The 18,242-nt window shown below is 65.8% G+C and carries 17 protein-coding genes and 1 pseudogene; 11 read left to right on the forward strand and 7 right to left on the reverse strand.

The genetic code is table 11. From position 1 onward, the window contains the following. The first annotated feature begins 127 nt into the window (after positions 1 to 127). The 5 genes and pseudogenes from D7X30_RS15595 to D7X30_RS15615 all read left to right on the forward strand — a co-directional run bounded on the left by D7X30_RS15595 (position 128) and on the right by D7X30_RS15615 (position 2,754). On the forward strand, positions 128 to 514 hold the full coding sequence (locus tag D7X30_RS15595) for a DUF2917 domain-containing protein (RefSeq protein WP_158619274.1): 387 nt from the start codon (positions 128 to 130) through the stop codon (positions 512 to 514). Positions 515 to 541: 27 nt separating this feature from the next. Then, a pseudogene (locus D7X30_RS15600) lies at positions 542 to 676 on the forward strand (MetQ/NlpA family ABC transporter substrate-binding protein); the annotation flags it as partial. Between the two features lie 63 nt (positions 677 to 739). Further along, positions 740 to 1,582 carry an AraC family transcriptional regulator gene (locus D7X30_RS15605; protein WP_120563690.1) on the forward strand — a complete coding sequence of 281 codons (843 nt, stop codon included), beginning with the start codon at positions 740 to 742 and terminating at the stop codon, positions 1,580 to 1,582. Positions 1,583 to 1,678: 96 nt separating this feature from the next. Continuing rightward, positions 1,679 to 2,074, forward strand: a complete 396-nt coding sequence (locus D7X30_RS15610; protein ID WP_120563691.1) for an SRPBCC family protein — start codon at positions 1,679 to 1,681, stop codon at positions 2,072 to 2,074. Positions 2,075 to 2,319: 245 nt separating this feature from the next. Then, positions 2,320 to 2,754, forward strand: a complete 435-nt coding sequence (locus D7X30_RS15615) for a hypothetical protein (protein ID WP_147443205.1) — start codon at positions 2,320 to 2,322, stop codon at positions 2,752 to 2,754. 24 nt (positions 2,755 to 2,778) lie between these two features. On the opposite strand, the gene D7X30_RS15620 is transcribed toward D7X30_RS15615, so the two are convergent. The 5 genes from D7X30_RS15620 to D7X30_RS15640 are packed head-to-tail and all read right to left on the reverse strand — an operon-like array spanning position 2,779 to position 6,669. Continuing rightward, positions 2,779 to 4,458 carry a hypothetical protein gene (locus D7X30_RS15620; protein ID WP_199724330.1) on the reverse strand — a complete coding sequence of 560 codons (1,680 nt, stop codon included), beginning with the start codon at positions 4,456 to 4,458 and terminating at the stop codon, positions 2,779 to 2,781. 37 nt (positions 4,459 to 4,495) lie between these two features. After that, a complete protein-coding gene (locus tag D7X30_RS15625) occupies positions 4,496 to 5,341 on the reverse strand; it encodes an alpha/beta fold hydrolase (RefSeq protein WP_120563693.1) in 846 nt (281 codons plus the stop codon). Next, complete coding sequence (locus D7X30_RS15630) at positions 5,338 to 5,946, reverse strand: TetR/AcrR family transcriptional regulator (protein ID WP_120563694.1); 609 nt, start codon at positions 5,944 to 5,946, stop codon at positions 5,338 to 5,340. The genes D7X30_RS15625 and D7X30_RS15630 overlap by 4 nt, the downstream gene beginning before the upstream one ends. A 41-nt stretch (positions 5,947 to 5,987) precedes the next feature. After that, positions 5,988 to 6,242, reverse strand: a complete 255-nt coding sequence (locus D7X30_RS15635) for a DUF6068 family protein (RefSeq protein ID WP_120563695.1) — start codon at positions 6,240 to 6,242, stop codon at positions 5,988 to 5,990. A 13-nt stretch (positions 6,243 to 6,255) separates the two neighbouring features. Further along, positions 6,256 to 6,669, reverse strand: coding sequence for a hypothetical protein (locus D7X30_RS15640; protein WP_120563696.1), 414 nt, complete (start codon positions 6,667 to 6,669; stop codon positions 6,256 to 6,258). A gap of 196 nt (positions 6,670 to 6,865) precedes the next feature. Here D7X30_RS15640 and D7X30_RS15645 point away from each other — a divergent pair, with 196 nt between their 5' ends. From D7X30_RS15645 to D7X30_RS41655, 4 genes are all read left to right on the forward strand, one after another. Beyond that, a complete protein-coding gene (locus D7X30_RS15645) occupies positions 6,866 to 8,860 on the forward strand; it encodes a S8 family serine peptidase (RefSeq protein WP_120563697.1) in 1,995 nt (664 codons plus the stop codon). A gap of 99 nt (positions 8,861 to 8,959) precedes the next feature. Next, the gene (locus D7X30_RS15650) at positions 8,960 to 9,376 is read left to right on the forward strand and encodes an EamA family transporter (protein WP_120563698.1); all 417 of its coding nucleotides are present in this window, start codon (positions 8,960 to 8,962) and stop codon (positions 9,374 to 9,376) included. Between the two features lie 337 nt (positions 9,377 to 9,713). Continuing rightward, the gene (locus D7X30_RS41650; RefSeq protein WP_147443207.1) at positions 9,714 to 10,808 is read left to right on the forward strand and encodes a hypothetical protein; all 1,095 of its coding nucleotides are present in this window, start codon (positions 9,714 to 9,716) and stop codon (positions 10,806 to 10,808) included. A gap of 305 nt (positions 10,809 to 11,113) precedes the next feature. Next, complete coding sequence (locus D7X30_RS41655) at positions 11,114 to 11,653, forward strand: hypothetical protein (protein ID WP_147443208.1); 540 nt, start codon at positions 11,114 to 11,116, stop codon at positions 11,651 to 11,653. Between the two features lie 240 nt (positions 11,654 to 11,893). On the opposite strand, the gene D7X30_RS15655 is transcribed toward D7X30_RS41655, so the two are convergent. Beyond that, positions 11,894 to 12,847, reverse strand: a complete 954-nt coding sequence (locus D7X30_RS15655) for a ferritin-like domain-containing protein (protein WP_233591580.1) — start codon at positions 12,845 to 12,847, stop codon at positions 11,894 to 11,896. A gap of 34 nt (positions 12,848 to 12,881) precedes the next feature. Between D7X30_RS15655 and D7X30_RS15660 the strand changes: the two genes are divergently transcribed. Then, on the forward strand, positions 12,882 to 13,256 hold the full coding sequence (locus D7X30_RS15660; protein ID WP_147443209.1) for a hypothetical protein: 375 nt from the start codon (positions 12,882 to 12,884) through the stop codon (positions 13,254 to 13,256). Positions 13,257 to 13,720: 464 nt separating this feature from the next. Here the strand turns inward: D7X30_RS15660 and D7X30_RS43630 are convergent, their stop codons facing one another. Beyond that, a complete protein-coding gene (locus tag D7X30_RS43630; protein ID WP_147443210.1) occupies positions 13,721 to 18,001 on the reverse strand; it encodes a hypothetical protein in 4,281 nt (1,426 codons plus the stop codon). On the opposite strand from D7X30_RS43630, the gene D7X30_RS41660 reads away from it, so the two are divergent. Continuing rightward, on the forward strand, positions 18,000 to 18,227 hold the full coding sequence (locus tag D7X30_RS41660; protein WP_147443211.1) for a hypothetical protein: 228 nt from the start codon (positions 18,000 to 18,002) through the stop codon (positions 18,225 to 18,227). The genes D7X30_RS43630 and D7X30_RS41660 overlap by 2 nt on opposite strands. Positions 18,228 to 18,242 lie beyond the last annotated feature (15 nt).

Below are 18,242 nucleotides of genomic sequence, written 5' to 3' on the forward strand. Positions count from 1 at the left end.
ACAGCTTCACGGCGCCACGAACAGCACAGTTCTCCGTCCTGGAACTGTACCGGTCACAATTCGAATTTCCTGCATCTGTTCTGGTCGAGCCTCCGGACGCATGGTGGGTCCATCACGGAGGACCGAGATGGTGGACCCTTTCACGTTGCTGAATCCCCCCTGGCTGCGCTCGCTGGCCATGCGCCTGCGAGGAGGCCCGGCGTCCGAGGACTGCCAGGAACGGGTGAGCCTGCCGGAAGGCAGCCTGTGGAGCAGGCGCCTGCGCGGCCCGTCCCGGTGGCTCGTCTGCGAAGAGGGACAGGTGTGGCTCACGTTCGAAGGCGACCCGCGCGACCACGTGCTCGGTGCGGGCGACACGCTGGAGGTGCACGCGGGGCACGTGGTGGTGCAGGCCCTGCGAGCGTCACGCTTCAACCTGTCCGACTGCCGGACAGGTTCAGAGCGGGAGGCGGGCACGCCGTCGCCCAAGGCCTGGGTTGAGAGCACTCGCGGGCTCGACTACCTCCATCGCTGATGCTCGTCCGCGACGCGCAATCCGCGCGCGAACGTGCTCGCGGTCCGAAAGGGAGACGAAGCCCGTCCGGAGATCCGCGCGTTGGTGAAGGCGCTCCAGTCCGACGAGGTGCGCCGCTCCATCGACGCCACCTACAGCGGCGCGGTCATCCCCGCCTTCTGAGCTGCTGGGGCGCTGAGCAAGATTCTCCAAGTCTTCCCGCTCGGCGCCTGCTAGCCAGCGCGGATGCGCACCACCCTCCTGCACCGTTCGCGCTCCCTCGCCGTGGTGGACTGCCGGTGCGACGCGAAGCCGGGCGAACGCCAGTTCGAGGAGCGGCATGCGGCCTTCTCCGTTTCGTATGTCCGGTGGGGGAGCTTTGGCTACCACTCCCGCGGCGCGGAGCATGAGCTCGTGGCCGGAGCAACGCTCGTCGGGTACGAGGGAGACGCGTTCCATTGCACCCATGAGCACCATCTCGCGGGCGATGAGTGTCTGTCGTTCCAGCTCTCCGACGCGCTCGTGGATTCGCTAGGAGCCTCCCTGGACGTGTGGCGTGTGGGCGCCATGCCCCCGGTCCCCGCCCTGGTGATGCTCGGCGAGCTCGCGCAGCAGACGGCCGAGGGCAGGACGAACCTGGGCCTGGATGAGGTGGCGCTCGCGTTCGCGGCTCGCTTCGCGAGCACCGTCTCCGGGAGGCGCGAGGCCCCCTTGCGGATGCACGCGCGGGATCGCCGGAGGGCCGTTGAGGCCGCGCTCCTCCTCGACGCGCAGGCGGAGGAGCCACTGACGCTCGAAGAACTCGCGGCGAAGGTCGGCTTGAGCCCGTTCCATTTCCTCCGCGTCTTCCGCGGCGTGCTGGGCGTCACGCCGCACCAATACCTGGTGCGCATGCGCCTTCGACAGGCGGCGCGCCTGCTCGCGACGGATGCCCCCATCGCTCGCATCGCGTACGACGTGGGCTTTGGTGACCTGTCGAACTTCGTGCGCACATTCGGCCGCGCGGCGGGCGTCTCGCCACGCGCGTTCCGGAAGGCATCGCGCGGGGACCGCAAGATTCTCCAAGAGAAGATGGCGGCCAGCTCCTAGAAGTGTCGAAGCCGTGTGCCTCACCTTGAGCGCATCCAGCCGCATGCACACGCGTTGAACCCTGTCTCCAACTCCAACACAACACGAGCACACACCATGGCTTCAATTCGCAAGGACATCACGACGAGCGCCACGCCCGAGTCGGTATGGGATGCGATCCGCGACATTGGCGCGCTTCACACGCGACTGGTTCCAGGCTTCGTTGTCGACACACGTCTTGAGCCAGGAGCGCGCGTGGTCACCTTCGGCAACGGGATGGTCGTCAGGGAGCCCATCGTGACGGTCGATGACGAGGGACGGCGTCTCGTGTGGGGCGCGGAGGGTGGCCCGATGACCCACTACAATGGAGCGGTCCAGGTCCACGCGGAGGGCACGGGGAGCCGGGTCGTCTGGACCGCCGATTTCCTTCCTCACGAGGCGAGCGCCGTCATCGGACCGATGATCGACGAAGGCCTGGCCGCGATGAAGAAGGCACTGGGCGGCTGCGCCTGAATGCCCACGTCCCGGCCCGCGAGTCCGCGACGTTCGCCGCGGTGAGCCGTAGCGAGGGCCGGAGGGCGTGCCCCTGGCCCCGGTACAATGGCCGGATTGGATTCCCACTGCTCACATAGAATCCCCAGAACGCCCCACCCGCTCCTCGAGGACGCCCCATGCGCTTGAACCTCCTTCCCGTCATCGGATTGCTCTTCCTTCCTGCCTGCGGATCCAAGTCGGAACAGACGGAGGGCGTGGGGTCCTTGCAGGGCGACAAGGCCTTCCCGGTGACCTGGTCCGGCGAACTCCTGCCGCGCAGCCCCGACGGCGGGACCTCTTTCTCGATTGCCGTGCTGGCCGACAACGACTTCTCCGGGCTCTGCACGACCCCCGCGGACGCCGGCTATGTCCTTCCGCCGTCCCGCTTCGTGTCGGTCTGGGTCCTCGGCCCCCCTGCGGCAGGGACATTCGAGGTCGGCCCCGCCACCGGCCCCGGGTTCGTCCAGATCCAGCGGAGTCTCACGGACGGAGGAACGGAGACCCTCGCGGTGGCCACCAGCGGGAGCATCCACCTGACGACCGCTACGACGGACCGCCTCGTTGGAAGCTTCGATGTCCAGGTCCAGGATAAATCCGACGGAATGACGACAGGTTTGTCGGGAACCTTCGACGCCCCTTTCTGCGCGAACCGGAAGTGATGCCTCCGACCCTGGGACCCCGACTCAGACGATGTCCAGCCCGTACTGCGCGGCGGTCAGGTACTGAAGCATGACGAAGTAGACACTGGAGGAGGCCTTGTGGCCCGAGGCCCCCTGGTAGGATTTGATCATCTCGTTGCGCAGGGCCCGCAGCTGCGTCTTGTTGCGTGAGCGGTTGTCCGTGAAGGGATTGCTCAGCTCCGACACCAGGCCACACGCATCCGCGAAGGCATCGAACGAGGCCCCATCCGTGTCGTCCAAGACCTCGTAGTCGGCCTTCTTCTTCCCACTGCCCTTGACCACGTCCGCCCAGAGCCGCGCGCGCACCCGCGCCCGCTCTTCCGAGACACTGGTGATGAGCGCGATCTTCAGATGCGCCGCGAGCGCCTCCGCGGCCCAATCCCCACCCGGCCGCACCGACGCCCCCCATGCCCCGGTGGGATTGAAGTCGAACGTGGGCCAGAAGCCCGGGTCCGCGGGCAGGCCCATCCTGCTCTCCTTCCGGATGAGCCCGACGAGCCCCTTGCGCACCTCCTCCGGCTCATGCGCGTCCGGGAAGGCCAGCGTGCAATCCTTCAGGGGAATCTCCACTCCCAGATGGCACGGTGACGTGAGCGGATGCGTGAACACGCCCACGACCGAGTTCACGGCCGTCACCCCGGAGGTCTTCACCTTCTTGCTGTTGTGCACGGCGTCGTACGGCGAGAAGTAGTGGAACACCTGCGCTGGCCCGCCGATGTGCAGCTCCAGCTTCTCCTTCGACTTCTCCCCCAGCACGACGGGCGGCGCGGAGATGGCGTAGCAGCAGACGTTCACCCGGCTCTTGATCTTCGCGTAGACCTTCGCCAGGAGCTCACCACCCGCCAGGTCCAGGTAGGCGCACTGTGCGAGCGCGCCGCCCAGGCTGTGGCCGGTGAAGACGATCTCCCGAGGAACGCGGCCGTGCATTGCCTCCAGGCAGGCCGCGGCCAGGGATTCCTGGCAGCTCGCGTAGGCGTACCAGAAGCCGGCTGAGAGCTTCGCGTTGCTGAACCGGCCGACCTTCGCCTCCTTCAGGTGGTTCATGTCGGTGACCCAGTCCGGGCTGCCCGCGCTGTTGATCAGCGCCTGCCCCAGCGCACGCCCACCGCTTCCGCTCCGGCTGCCGCGAAAGACCACCGTCAGCCGCTCGAGGTCGGGGTCGTAGATGGCGGCGCCCATCCAGCTGGGCCAGCCCGCCGTGGGGTGCGTCTGCGTCATGCCCGTCTTGCCCTGGAAGTAGCAGCACCGCTTCGAGCCACTCGCCTCGGAGTGCTCCAGGCCCAGCAGCGTCCGCTCCCCGAAGAGTTCCTGGACCTTGATGGGGATGTCCTCCCCGTCCAGGTCCACGCCCTTCGAGAAGGAGATGGAGCGGTCCAGCTCCCGAGGCTGGAACAGGATGTACGGAGCGGCGCCCGTGCCGCCCCGGTACACGACCCCGCTCCGGGGGTTCGGCGGCGTCCTCAGGTCGTATTCGATGGGGTCGAACTTGTGGATGTCCTCTTCGCTGCCGAGCAGCCTGTGCACCTGGGCCAGGACGCGATCCCTCGCGCCCTGCCACATCCCGGCTCCGTGGGACTCGTAGAACGGATCCATCGGATAGACACAGCCCTGGGCGTACGCCTTGTAGGCGAAGCGGCAGTACTCCAGCATGTCCAGCGCCGTCTCGGCATTGGGATGAGGCACGGGGTGACTCCTGGGGGGAAGCAGCGGGCGCCGACGATCAAACGGGCGCTGGCGACACGGCGTCAATGGAGCGGGGCTGACCCACACGGGCCAGTTGCTCCAGCAGCGCGGCACCCACCGCGTCAGGCGCTTCCAGTTGCGGGAAGTGTCCCACGTCCTCCAGCTCCAGCACTCGCGCCCGGGGCAGCACCTGCTTCCACCGTGACAGGTGCTCGGGCTTCACGAGCTTGTCCGCCCTACCCCAGACGACCAGCGATGGAACGTCCGCGAGCCGGTCCAGGCCCTGCCCCTGTTCGTCCATCCACGGGCCTTCGTGGGAGATGGAGCGCGCGAAGCCCCAGGTCCCCATCCGCGACGCCCGGTCCGGGAACCGCGACAGGAAGGACTGGTGCAGCTCCCGCGTCAGCTTCGTGCGGCGCCCCCAGGACATCTTCACCAGCGTCCGCGCGGAGAAGTTCCAGGACAAATACAGCCACCGCATCAGCGCGTTGTCGACGTTGGGGCCCTTCAGGTCCCACAGCCAGCTCTGCACCACGGTGAGGCTCAGCACCCGCTCCGGCGCCGCGATGGCGAGCGGCAGCGCGATGGGCCCGCCGAAGTCATGCACCACCAGGTGGAACGGCCCCAGCGCCATCTGGTCGAACCACGCGCGCAGGTTCTCCACGTGCCAGGGCAGTGAATAGGTGCGCCAGTCCCCGGGCCTTTCGCTGTCACCGAAGCCCAGGTGCTCTGGCGCGAGCACGCGGTATGACGGCGAGAGCCGCCGGGCCACGTCCCGCCACTCGCGCGACGACGAAGGCGTCCCATGCACCAGCACCACCGGCGTGCCCTGCCCTTCCTCATGCCACGCCATCTCACCGCCTGGAACCTTCAGCCGCTTCATGGGGTGTCTGCCTTTCGCTTGCGTGAGGGAGTCGCGGGCCACCTTCGGGCCGCGGCGCGGATCACCGCGGCGGCGGGGTAGCCGCCTTCGTGCTGCACGTACTGCTGGGAGATGCCCTCCACCAAGGCGAAGAGCACCCGCGCTTCGATGTCAGCCTCCGGCACTCCACGCGCCGCCAGTGCCGCTTTCAGCCGCTGGTGCGTGGCCCCCAGGAAGTGCTCAAACGGCAGCTTCAGCCGCGCCAGCACCTCCGGTTGGTGACGCAGGCCCTGGCTCAGCCGCCAGAGGTCCCGGTGCGCGTCCATCATCTCCACGGCGGACGTGAGCAGGACCGTGACGAAGCCCCGCGCGGTGGGCTCGAGGTCCGCGGCCTCCAGCGTGTGCGCGACGTCCAGCATCGACGACTGCATCAGCGCCGAAAGCACCGCCTCCTTCGATTCGAAGTGCGAATAGAGCAGCCCCACGGCGATGTCCGCCTCCTGCGCGAGCGCGCGGACAGAGGTCCCATCAAAGCCGTGCCGGGAGAAGAGCCGCACCGCGGCCTGGAGCACGCGCTCCCGCGTCTTCTCCCGGAGGACTGCATTGGCGTCAGCCGTACGAGGCATGCCCCCAATCTTTGAATGAACGCTCGCTCAATGCAAGGAACTCAGGACCCGCCGTCGCGCCACCAGACGCCCCAGTCCTCCAGTCGGATGACCCGCTCTGGCATGGGTGGGCCCTGGGGCTGGAGGCGGTACAGCCCGTGCAACAGCTCGCCAAACCGGTGCGCGCTGGAGAGGCCGTCGAACTCGGGGCCCCAAGGCTCCGCGGCGTACCGGGACTCATGGAAGCCGGCCCGGGGGTCGCCCTCCTTTCCCCAGCGCCGTCCGCAGACGATGGAGGGGACGGTGTGCGGCGCCACGGGGCCCTTCCATTCAGAGGCCAGCCGGTAGCCGCTCTCCCGGGAGCGGTCGCAGGTCCGGCTCGACGAACCGGCCCCGCGCCTCGGCGCCGAAGAGGACCTCGGGGGAGTAGTAGTCCTCGAGGAGGTCCTTGCGCTGGAAGCGTGGGTTGTCTTCCACGAACGCGCTGAAGTCCCTGCCCGGTTCGGCCGCGGCCCGCTCGCTGACGAGCCGGACCCACGCGACCGTCATGGTCTCGTGGTACTTCTCCGGCACTCCGAGCCGGCCCGTCAGCGCCCGCAGGCCCGCGCGGGTGAGCTCGACGGCCGCATCACGCCCCGCCCTGAGCGTGTAGAGGTAGACCACCCGCACATGGTCGAGATGGGCGAACCCGCTCAGCTCCCCTCGTGAGAATCGTTCGAGAAAAACGCCGTCATCCATGGTCATGCCTCCCCGTGGGCGCACCGATGAGCAGCACAGTGTGGCAGCTCGCGCCGCCTCGCGCGGCCCCAGACGATGCCTGGCAAACACACACGGGGCCGCGACACCGAAAGCCGCATTGACCAGTTTTTCAAGAATAGCTAATTTCACGGCTTGTGCGAGGGCTTCCGATCCGGTGCCCGCACGTTCCCTGAGAGGCCGAATGAAACTGAAACTGACCCAGGCGGTGAGCGCCATCTCCCTTCTGGCCGCGGCGTGCGGCCCGATGCCGGAGGGCCCGGAGTCCGACGGCGAGCAGATCGGTCAGACGGCGCAGATGATCCGCCGCGAGCGGGCCATCCCCAACGAGTACATCGTGGTCCTGCGCGACTCGACGCAGGAGGTCCGGCAGCAGGGAGCGGCGAACATCGCCCGGGAGTTGACGTCCCTCGGCGGCGGCCGGGTACTGCGGACCTATGAGCACTCCATCCACGGCTTCCTGGCGAACATGAGCGAGGCCGAGGCCCGCCGCCTCCTGTCCGACCCGCGCGTGGCGTACGTGCAGGAGAACGGCCTCATCCACGTGTCCGCGACGCAGACCGGCGCGACCTGGGGCATCGACCGCATCGACCAGCGGGACCTGCCGCGCAACAGCTCCTACACGTACAACGTCGACGGCACCGGCGTGCACGCGTACGTCATCGACACCGGCATCCGGCAGACCCACACCGAGTTCACCGGCCGCATCGGCAACGGCTACGACTTCATCGACAACGACAGCGACCCGTCTGACTGCCACGGCCACGGCACGCACGTGTCGGGCACGGTGGGCGGCACGACCTGGGGCGTGGCGAAGAAGGTCACCCTCCACGGCGTGCGCGTGCTGGACTGCACGGGCTACGGCAACGACGCGCAGGTCATTGGCGGTATCGACTGGGTGGCGGCCAATCACGTCAAGCCCGCGGTCGCCAACATGAGCCTGGGCGATGTGGGCATCCAGGCCATCGACGACGCGACGGAGCGGCTGATCGCCGCGGGCGTCACCACGGTGGTCGCCGCCGGCAATGACAGCGCCAACGCCTGCAACTACTCGCCGGCCCGCACGCCCAACGCCATCACCGTGGGCTCCACCACCAGCAGCGATGCCCGCTCGTCGTTCTCCAACTACGGGACGTGCGTGGACATCTTCGCGCCGGGCTCGAGCATCACCTCCGCGTCGAACTCCGGCAACTCGTCCAGCACGTCCATGAGCGGCACGTCCATGGCGTCGCCGCACGTGGCCGGCGCCGCGGCGCTCTACCTGAGCGCGAACCCCACCGCGACGCCCGCGCAGGTGCGTGACGCGCTGGTGAACAACTCCACGCCGAACAAGGTCACCAGCCCGGGGACCGGTTCTCCCAACAAGCTGCTGTACACGCTCTTCATCACCAGCGGCGGGGGCAGTGACACCACCCCGCCTACGACGTCCATCACCTCGCCCGCGGGCGGCGCCACGCTGAGCGGCACCGCGAGCCTGAGCGCCAACGCCACCGACAACGTGGGCGTGGCGCGCGTGGAGTTCTTCGCGGGCGCCACCCTGCTGGGCACGGCGACGGCCTCGCCGTACAGCATCTCGTGGAACACGGCGACGGTGGCCAACGGCACCTACGCGCTGACCACGAAGGCGTATGACGCGGCGAACAACGTGGGCACGTCCTCCACGGTGTCGGTGACGGTGAACAACGGCACGGGCAGCTGCTCCATCACCGAGCAGCTCCTCGCCAACGCGGGCTTCGAGAGCGGCAACACGGGCTGGACCACGTCGTCCGGCGTCATCGACGGCACCACGTCCGGCAGCGCGCCGCGCACGGGCACGTACAAGGCCTACATGAACGGCTACGGCAGCACGCGCACCGAGTTCGCCTACCAGGACGTCACCATCCCCGCCACGGCGTGCAGCGCCACGTTCACCTTCTGGGCGCGCATCACCACGGCGGAGACGACGACCACGACGGCCTACGACAAGCTGGCCGTCCAGGTCCGCAACAGCGCGGGCACGGTGCTGGCGACGCTGGCCACGTACAGCAACCTGGACAAGGGCACGGCCTACGTTCAGCGGACGTTCAGCCTGGATGCGTACAAGGGCCAGACCGTCCGCATCTACTTCAACGGCACGGAGGACTCGTCGCTGCAGACGAGCTTCTTCATCGATGACACGGCGCTGACCGTCGTCCGGTAGTCCTCCGCCAGGAAGTGGATGTACAGAGGCCCAGCAACCCCACCGGGTTGCTGGGCTTCTGCTTTCGGCGTCCATGCCGCTGCCCCTGGAGTCACACACATGACGTGGTGGATCTACGCCCTGGCCGCCGCGGGTTTCGCCGCGCTGACCGCCATTCTGGGAAAGGTGGGAGTGGAGGGAGTGCCGTCCACGCTCGCCACCGCCCTGCGCACCGTGGTGGTGCTCGTCTTCGCCTGGACGCTCGCGCTGGCCCGGGGAGAGGGCGCCGCCCTTCCCTCCCTCAGCCGCCGCACGCTCCTCTTCCTCGCGCTCTCCGGCGTGGCCACGGGCCTATCGTGGCTGGCCTACTTCCGCGCGCTCCAGCTCGCTCCCGCCTCGCGGGTGGCGCCCATCGACAAGCTCAGCCTGGCCCTCACGCTCGTGCTGGCGTGGGGCCTGCTGGGAGAGCCCATGTCATGGAAGCTCGTCGTGGGCGTGGGGATGATGGTCTGCGGCGCGCTGCTGACGCTGGGCTGACACCTCATCCCCATCCATCACGGGCCGCATCTTGATGAGGACGGTCTTGGAACGGTTCGGCACGGCGTGAAGCCCCCCACCGCCGGGGCATCACGCTAACGGGAAGCGGAACTCGGTCGTCGCGCTGGAGCCGGGACAGGCGCAGGCGCAGGCGCGGTGCATTGGAATCACGTGAACCTGGCAAGGACGTACAGCTGGGGGCGGTACTGGTGGAACCTGGTGAGGCGGCCCCCAGACTCGTGCACTTGCAAGAACAAGCAACTCTGGCCACAGACTGGTATTCCCCTCTACCACTTCGACTATCCTCAGGGCCGCCCCCCTGCCCAAGGAAGATGCCATGATCACCGTGGACGACGTGGCTGTGGAAATGAAAGGCCTTAAATTTAAACTACATACTGCATGGGCCAAGCTCCCCCTGGGCACCATCGTGGAAGTTGTCGATTGGCCGCCGACGGCCCCTAATGTGTCCGTCAGCGACAAGCGTTCGTTCAATAAAGGCACCATCGCCGTACCGAAGTACATTCTGACCCCAGCAACGACAACGGTGCCTGAAATACAGCAATATATCGTCGGCCTGCAGGAGCAACAGGCCCAAGTAGAGAAGCGCCAGAAACAAGTAAACGAACAGAAACTCGCACTCGACAGCTGGCACAAGGACGAAAGCAAGTACGCCAAAAATCACAACTATTGGGAGAAGCAACTCCAGCCGCTTCAGCAGGAACTAAGGAGACGCGAGGGAGCCCTCTCCAACACCGAGTACACACTCAGCCAGATGCTTGTTCAAGAAACGATGTACAATCGCTTCGATCAAGAAATCAGCACCTGGATCAAACACTACGAATCAAAAATCAAACCCGACAAAAATCTCAATCCAAACATTGTCAAATCAATGATCTTCCGAGAATCCCGAATGGGGACTTTCGGCCCGAACCTGGAGCTTCCCCCTTACATATGGAACGGAGGAAAGACACATCCAGTCAAATCCCGCTTCAACATCATGCAGTCGGTCGACAGCTCCGCGGAGCAGCAACTCATCATGATAAATGAGATGGCACCCACCATCTACAGCAACTACAGACTCTCCGAAATCGAAAAGGAGAATCGCAAGAACGGAAAAACACAGCCTGAACTCTACGCGTGGAACAGGGGAGCCATCTTCAAGGCAATGCAGGAATTCTTCACATACCGCGATACCACCAACAGGAATTTCATGGGCACCCCGGGGAAGGATCTGCATGAAGACTATGCATTCTGGATTCGAGCAGGCACTCGCTGGCTCTTCCACAAATACATGTCTTTGAACACTGGAATTCGCACGTGGCCAGAAGCTGTTCGTGCATTCAACGGAGACGGCCCCACTGCCCGCGCATACAAGCAAGACGTCATGGGGCGCGTTGGGGGGACGGGATTTCTCAAGGTAGGAACCAAATGAGACACTCGCACCAACTCAAGCAACATACGTTCCGCGTCGCCGTCGTGGGGATGGCTGCTTGGCTCATTGGATGCAGTCAACCCCCATCCGGGATGGTTCAAAGCGCAGGTCCCCAGACAATTGACGCCGTCATGGATGCGGGGCTCCCGATGACCGCGGAGAACCCAAGCACGGAGATGGGATCCATGCCGGAGCCCTCTCCACCTCCAGCGGATGCAGGCGCCCCCGCCCCTCCTGCCGACGTGAGACTCTTGAGTCTCGAAGAGGTTGCTCCCACGCCTCCCAGTCCTTTCCCCAGCACAGCCATGGTGCGTGAGCGTTCGCAACCCGCTGATGGGCTGCGGGAGAGAACAGACAACATCGCGGTCATGAGCCATTGCGAGGGGCAATCCTGCCTGGACGGACTGCGGGATCTCCGCACCGGACGCGAACTGATCTCCCTGGCCCCCACCCGTGACGAAAAGAGGATTCTGAATGGAGAGGGCAGCTTGCAGCGCGTGGTCAAACTTGCTCACTCAAGCGACCACTTCGTCTCCATCTACACAGGCTACTCAGAATACTCAGGTGGCGCACATGCCAACAACAGCCTCTCCTGCGAGACTTACGACCGCCGCACGGGGCGCCCCATACGTCTCAAGAACGCCGTGACGGCCAAGCAAGCCAAATCCCTGACACTCCGTGCAAGAAAGAAGCTGGAGGCGTTCCAACAAGAGCAACGGCTCCCGGTATATCAACTCACCCAGGAGGGGTTTCTTCACGATGCCAGCTCTGGCCGTGTTGCTCTGTGCGCGGAGGCGCCTCCTCTCATGGCTGGCACGATCATTGTCATCTGGCTGCAACAATAGGCAGTCGAGACGATGATCTCCGTGACGACGAAGGTCCTCCCAAAGGGCACGGTGTAGAGCAGGTAGATGTCGTTGAATGAGGCGTAGGCGGGACCCGCGAACGATTTAGCGGCATTGCTCCTGCCCGAGGACTCCGCGACCGCACCCGCAGGTCCATGGCGGTCACCGTCAGGAAATAGGTGCCAGGCATGACCGCGACGGGCGCCGGCAACTGGGCCACGACCATGGTCGTGCTGTAGCTCAGGATGATGAGGCTCGCGCCCGCGTTCGCTGGATGCATTCCTCCATCAGCCGTCCCAGCTCCGCCTGGGGCAACACACCGTTGCGTGCGAGGAAGGCCTCATCGACGCCCGGGATGCTGGGGAGCGAGGGCGAGCGTTGTGTCTCCAGCGCGTCCAATGCCTGACGCAGTGCCTGCTTCGCCGTGCCGCCGCCCCGCTCCAGGGCGAAGGCAATGACATCCCAGGCCAGCTCCGCGTGCCGTCCCTCATCCTCGGCGATGACCGCCAGGGTCTCACGAATGACTGGGTCGCTGGCCCGCCTTGACACTTCAGCGGCGACGCTGGCGGCAAGCCCTTCCCCCAGACATCCATCCAGCAACGACCCGCGCACCAGCCGCGACCAGTCGTCACCTTCGGCCGGACTGGGACGCTGGGGACGGTCCTGGCTCAGCTCCGGAATCATTCCCGCGCTCCAGGGCAGGCCCGAGTAGGCCCGGGCGAGCGCGAAACACCGCCGGGCATGACGGACTTCATCCAGGGCCGCCAGGTGACACGCCTCCAGCAGCTCCGAGGGCGCGCCCATGGCGGAGAGCTTGAGCGACAGCTTCGCGAAGGCTGGAACCGACGCGTGCTCCATGCCCGCGGAGTACAGCCAGGCCTCCCCCAGCACGGTCCGCTGCCAGGGCGTGAGCCCCTCGATGTCTGGAGTGGCGTCGTCGGCCCAGCCGTCGCCCAGGGCTCGACGGGCCACGCGAGCGCGCCCCTTGAGACGCAGTACGCGCCCCTTGGAGAAATTCATGTGACTGATTGCACTGTAGGCCCAGTACACAAGCCCCATCGTCGAGGCGCCCAGGACCGTCAGGATGCCTCCACGGGTTCCGGAGCCCTTCGACATGTCGATGATTCCCGCCACGATGAGCACGGGCCCAGAAAGGACGATGAAGCACACGAACAGCACGATGGGATTGACCATGTCCAACGCTCTGGAGCAACGCATGTGCCAACGCATGCGACCGCCCGTCGTGGAGAGGACGACCGCACCGGTGCGCAAGAGGCCGCGCACCTGTGCATCGCGCTGCACGGTGCACGAGGAGCCCAATCTCGCGGCGGCCTGCAGGGATGCGCCGGAGACCTGTCCGGCGGGCCTGCAATGCGTCCTGGAGCTGGGCTGTATCGCCACCTCATGCCCGAAGGCGGGCCCCGGGGCCGAATCCGGCTGTCCAGAGAACGGCTTCTGCTACACGGTCGACAGCTCCTCCCAGGACTACTGCGCGCGCCTCTGTGAGAGGGACGCGGACTGCACTGCGGTGAATCCCGCTCTCATCTGCTGGGAGCGCTCCTCCACGGAAGCGTTCGGCAAGAAGCTCTGCATCCTACCCTGAGCATCGTGGGCGGACGCTCAAGCAATCAGGCCTGGGCCTTCTGGGCGCCATCGCCGGACCAAGCGTCCGCGAGCATTTTCAAGAGTAGGTCCGCATCGCTCATCCCATGGCGCGCGCGGCGATGGCGCTCAGGCTGCCCTGGCCATCCCGGCCCGGGCGGCCCGCCCCAGTCATGCTTGGCTTTGTGTTGAGATCGAACAGCCGGAACACGCCTTCGTTGTCCGCGCGGCAGTCAATCCACAGCGAGGCCCTTGCCCTGTGCGACCGCCACGTTTTAGGCGTCTGGGGCTTCTTCCTGTCGCGAGATGCCTCGCGCGTTCGGCGTCACGTGCACGACGCCGGACTGCGCCGGGAACTCGCGCAACTGTCGCAGGCGCCGGGCTCTGGAGAGGACTCCGCTGGGCTTGTGGGCGCGGCGGCCACTGCCCACTCTGCCTGCGCCACGTCGCCGCACGCACCCCGCCTCAAGGGCCCTCTCCAGAGGCGAGTGCCTTAAGATGATATTTCCGCACACGCACAGAGCGCTTGATAAGCTTGACCAAATCTCTTCGCAGCTCAGCATCGATCGGCCCCTTGAGGGCCTTCAGATCGTCCTTGAGCACACCCCGTTTTCTCTTGGGAATCTTCAACACCGACCAAGCATGCGATGTCAGTGACTGGAAACCCATCCGATGGAGAACGAATGACTCATCGGCAGACATTTCCGCAAGCTGGATTTGGGGTATGCCCGCGAGGGAGGCGATATCCGGCCCACCAGATTTATTCGTGACAATGGCCTGCATATTGGGATTGGTACCCTTCCCATCCATGGCATTCGGATCCTTATACAGAGCCTCATAGACAGCCACTTGCTCTGAAATTCCGAGATTCCTGAGTGATTCAGTTCGATTCCCACCCGGGTCGCCATCCCAAAGCGCATTAAATTGATAGACGCTCCCATCTCCCTCACCCTTCTTGGGAGTAGCAGCCGCGATCCACTCCTTCAGCTCCTGCGGAGGCAGCGGGTCCCCAAGCAGGATGATGTCCTTGATTCCCGCCTTCCTGGCATCCTCGACAATTTGGATGAATCGCTCCTTCGTCATGTTCTGGGCCGGAGCCTTGCCATTGTCCCTTGTCTGCTCAGGGACATTCCGAATCCAGACACCGATCCGTTCGCGGCTCTCACCTGCCCCTTGCTTGGGGAATTGACTCCACACGGTGTTCCGGATCTCTTCCAGTTTCCTGGGGTCGATGTTCGCCAGGTGATCTCGCAATACCTTCTCATGCATCCCAACGGGGTCATTGACGGTCCTCGGAGCGATCTGCTCCGCGTTGACGCTCTGCTTTTCAGTGATAGGCGGAGGGGGCTCGTCCTTTCTCAGTTTCACCACGGAAGGTCCTTCTCGGTGGGTTCCATCGTCTCTAGCCGGAGGGTGCAGCACGGGCTCGAAGCGATTGCCCGAGCCATCCTCAATATATCGAACGCTGTGGGGATTCGGACTCATGAGCCACGCCGCCCGCACATGCGCGGACTCGCCCATCATGTCCAGATCCAGCTTGTACGTAGTCGCTACGGAAGGGAAGTAGGCTGGATCTGAACGAGTCTCGAAGTCCTTGAACATCTTCAAGGCAGCCTCAATCGTTTCCAGCTTGTTTTTCATCGACAGAGCATCGGAAGCCATGACTCTCAAGCTCTCTGCCGAGAGAATGGAGAGCACCTCATCCCGTGTCAGTCGCTTAAATGGATCCGAAGTCTGGTATTCCGCAAGAAGTTCATCAGCCTGCTTGATTCGCGCGGCGATTGCATTCCTGACCTGCTCCTGATGAGTTTGACTGAGCCTATTGAATGCCCCGTTCGGCGTTTCTCCAGGAGCAATACCCACATCAACAGGAAGTTCGGCGGGGTCCGCAGGGAAGAACATTTTGACACTTCCCACCTGGACGGCGAATTCGTTCCCGTCAGGCCCCCCCGTGGAACCAAAGAACTCGTTCAGGTCATTCCAGGCCAGAGCTGGGTTCTCAACCTCGGAGCTAGGTGTCACATCATCAACCTGAGCTACGTAGCCACGGCCTGAGGAGAGAGAGTCGACCTGCGCTTCGTGGGTGCGCAGCTGACTCTCAAGGCTTGAGATGCGCTTCTCCAAGCCCTTGCGCTGTGCATCCGTTGTGGGCATGGCGCTCCCCGTCGCCCCTGCGATGTCCCGGTTGAGCTGCGCCTGCGTGGACTCCAGGTCCTGAAGGATGCTGGACAGCTTCTTCACCTCCAGCCGCGACTCGAAGCCCTGACTGCCGTATCCCGGCATCCCCGTGAGGACCTGCTTCACCTTGTCGATGAGCTGGCGCACCTTCCCCACGGCCCCCTCGTAGCGCTGGAGGACACGCGCCGTCTCCATGTGCGCCTGGATGTCCTTGTCCGTGGCATCCGGCCCGGCCTCGATGCGCACCTTCCCGTCGTCGTAGCGCACGTGCGTGGTGCGGCCGGGAAGCTCGGGGTTCCTCACGACCGGCACGGGGCGGCGCCCAGCGGGGGGACTCGTCTCGCCCTGCTCTTCCGTGCGCGGAGGACGGCTCTCTGCACCAGGCACCGGGGCGCCCGGCTTTTCGGACCTCCCTGCACGAGCGGGCCCGCCATCCTGAGGCGGCACGGGCCCGAGCCGTCCCGTCGCGGGATTCACCCGATACACGGTGGGCGGTTCCCGGACCTCCGTCGTGTTCGCAGGGAGCTTCGCGGATGGCTTCTCCCCATCCTTCGAGCCGGGCTGCCCATCTCCTCCCGTCGAGGTGTTCCCAGGCTTCTTCGCGGACGGCCCCGTTCCGCCAGTTGCTTCATTGCCCGTCGAGCGGTTGGGGCCTCCTGTCGAGCCATGGCTCCCCGACGGCCCGTCGCTGCCCCCACGCCGCTTCCCGCCGCCAAGACTGACCGTGGTGCTTCCATTCCCGCCGCCGCCGCCACCATCTTCCGCCGTCACGTCGCGGTGCCGCGCGCTGAGCTCGAAGTCCACCACGCCCAGCTTCGCTCCCACGGCCAGCTCACGGTCCTTGAAGCTGCCCTGGGTGACCTTTGCTTCCTTCTTCAGGTCGTCGAAGGCGTTCTCGAACTTGCCGGCCTTCAACTTGTCCGTCACCGACTGCACTTCCTTGTCGGTCAGCCCGCTCACCTCCGCCGTGAAGTACTGGCCCTGGTTGCCCCTATCCACCGAGCCTTCCACGGTGATGCTCGTCTCCGAGGGCCCCACGAGCGCATCGCTCTTGTCGCCCGTCAGGAACGACAGCACGTCGTTGCCGTCCAGCTTGCTCGCATCCAGCGGCGTCTTCGTCTCGATGCTCACCGAGCCGCTGACCTCTCCGCCCAGGTTGAGGTCCGCCTTGCCCTTGAGCCCCGTGGCCGCTCCCGCCGCGCCCGAGCCCTCGAACGACACCGACTTCACCAGGTGCGTCGGCTTGCCCTTGTCGAACTCCACCCGCAGGCCCCCCGTCGCCCCCAGGCTGGCCGACAGCTCCGCGGACCCCGTGCCGAGCCCCCCGCCAATGCCAGCCTCCACCTCGCCAGTGACGTTCACCTCCATCGCGGACAGGTGGTCCCTGAGGAACGTGTGGCCCTCGCTTCCCGGGGCCAGCGCCGAGGGCCCCTTGCCCAGGGTGAGGGCCGCCTTCGCTGCTTCCTCGGGCGTGTTGAACATCCACTCCATGCGGCCACCGGCCCCCACCGACGCCGAGCCCAGCAGGCCCACGCCCACGTCCGCGGTCACCTCCGCCGACAGCTGGTACTTGCCGTCCTCCGTCCGCTCGATGGCGGCCTCGCCCGAGATTCCCCCCTTCAGCCCCACCTTCACGTCCAGGTTGCCGCTCAGCGACACCGAGTCCCCGGCGCTGTCGAGCTTCTGGATCTCGTCCGTCAGCGCCTCTTGCAGCGGCGCCGTCACGAAGTCGGAGGCGGCGTCCGCGATGTCGTCAGCCGTGTCCGCCAGGGCCTTCAGCTCGTCGCCGACGAACTCCGTCGCGTCCTCGTACCAGGGGAGCTGACGTTCCTTGTCGAGCTGCCGGGGCTCCTGGCCCGGCACCGGCTTGCCGTCCGCGCCCACGTCGAAGCCGACGTGGTCATACCGCCACCGGTTGTCGCTGGCCTCCTGGAGGCTCTGGACCTGGGTGGGCTGGTGCTTCAGCTGCATCTGTCCGTGGGCGTCCACGGTGCCGGAGGACTGGGTCACCGTCCGCGAGCGGCTGGCGTGCCCCGCGTCGAAGTGGCTGCCGTCCGGGTCATACCCGGTCACCGTGGTGCGCTGGTTGACGGCGCCGGGCGTCTTCGGGGTGAGGGCGGGCGCAGTGTCGGTGGAGGGGGAGTCCTTGGGCCCGCGCGTCACCTCCTGCTGGGTGCGCACCACCTGCACGCCGTTGCCATTCTTGTCTGACTTCAGCGCCTGGGTGGCCACCGATTCCGTCTTCCGTGTGGAGACGGCGGGCTCTCCCTGTGCGTTGAAGCGCGTCTCCTCCGTGAGGGTAAGGCTGGACTCTCCGGGCTTGAGCGGGGTGGGAGCGTTGTTCGTCCTGTGGTGGTCCTCCCCTTTGGCTGCATTGCGCAGGGCCGAGTCTTGACCGGCCTCGAAGGCGCTCACGTCATGGGCCTTGAAGCCCGGTGTGTGGATTTCCGTCGTCTTCACCTGCTTCGTCGGCAGGCCCTGTGCGTTGAATTGCGTCTCCGTCTTCACCGTCGCCGGGCCCTGGGGCGTGCCGCGCCGCTGCGCCAGCGCCGCCGGAGGCTTCTCCATGCGCACCTCCTCGGTACGCGACCGAGGCCCTGGCGGCGAGCGCGTGGCGTCGTACTGCGTGGTGGACGTCGTCGTGGTGGCGCCAGTCTCCGGGTGCTGCTCCGTCTGGCTCGTGCGCGACTCAAGGCGCGTCGGCTTGCCCTGTGCGTCCGACGACTTCGTCCACGTCGTCTCGCGCGTGCCGCCTGACTTCGTCGACTCCTTTGACGTCACCGTGGACGTGTAGCTACCGTCAGGCTTG

Origin of the sequence: Corallococcus sp. AB011P (assembly GCF_003611605.1) — a bacterium.
In the GTDB taxonomy this organism is placed as follows: Bacteria; Myxococcota; Myxococcia; order Myxococcales; family Myxococcaceae; genus Corallococcus; species Corallococcus coralloides.

Excerpts from the sequence above, each read along its gene's own strand:
- D7X30_RS15595 (WP_158619274.1), top strand. The coding sequence starts at position 128 with ATGGTGGACCCTTTCACGTTGCTGAATCCCCCCTGGCTGCGCTCGCTG.
- D7X30_RS15605 (WP_120563690.1), top strand. The coding sequence starts at position 740 with ATGCGCACCACCCTCCTGCACCGTTCGCGCTCCCTCGCCGTGGTGGAC.
- D7X30_RS15610 (WP_120563691.1), top strand. The coding sequence starts at position 1,679 with ATGGCTTCAATTCGCAAGGACATCACGACGAGCGCCACGCCCGAGTCG.
- D7X30_RS15625 (WP_120563693.1), bottom strand. The coding sequence starts at position 5,341 with ATGAAGCGGCTGAAGGTTCCAGGCGGTGAGATGGCGTGGCATGAGGAA.
- D7X30_RS15630 (WP_120563694.1), bottom strand. The coding sequence starts at position 5,946 with ATGCCTCGTACGGCTGACGCCAATGCAGTCCTCCGGGAGAAGACGCGG.
- D7X30_RS15640 (WP_120563696.1), bottom strand. The coding sequence starts at position 6,669 with ATGACCATGGATGACGGCGTTTTTCTCGAACGATTCTCACGAGGGGAG.
- D7X30_RS15645 (WP_120563697.1), top strand. The coding sequence starts at position 6,866 with ATGAAACTGAAACTGACCCAGGCGGTGAGCGCCATCTCCCTTCTGGCC.
- D7X30_RS15650 (WP_120563698.1), top strand. The coding sequence starts at position 8,960 with ATGACGTGGTGGATCTACGCCCTGGCCGCCGCGGGTTTCGCCGCGCTG.
- D7X30_RS41650 (WP_147443207.1), top strand. The coding sequence starts at position 9,714 with ATGATCACCGTGGACGACGTGGCTGTGGAAATGAAAGGCCTTAAATTT.
- D7X30_RS41655 (WP_147443208.1), top strand. The coding sequence starts at position 11,114 with ATGGTGCGTGAGCGTTCGCAACCCGCTGATGGGCTGCGGGAGAGAACA.
- D7X30_RS15655 (WP_233591580.1), bottom strand. The coding sequence starts at position 12,847 with ATGGTCAATCCCATCGTGCTGTTCGTGTGCTTCATCGTCCTTTCTGGG.
- D7X30_RS15660 (WP_147443209.1), top strand. The coding sequence starts at position 12,882 with ATGCGACCGCCCGTCGTGGAGAGGACGACCGCACCGGTGCGCAAGAGG.
- D7X30_RS41660 (WP_147443211.1), top strand. The coding sequence starts at position 18,000 with ATGCGCACCTCCTCGGTACGCGACCGAGGCCCTGGCGGCGAGCGCGTG.
- D7X30_RS43630 (WP_147443210.1), bottom strand. The coding sequence starts at position 18,001 with ATGGAGAAGCCTCCGGCGGCGCTGGCGCAGCGGCGCGGCACGCCCCAG.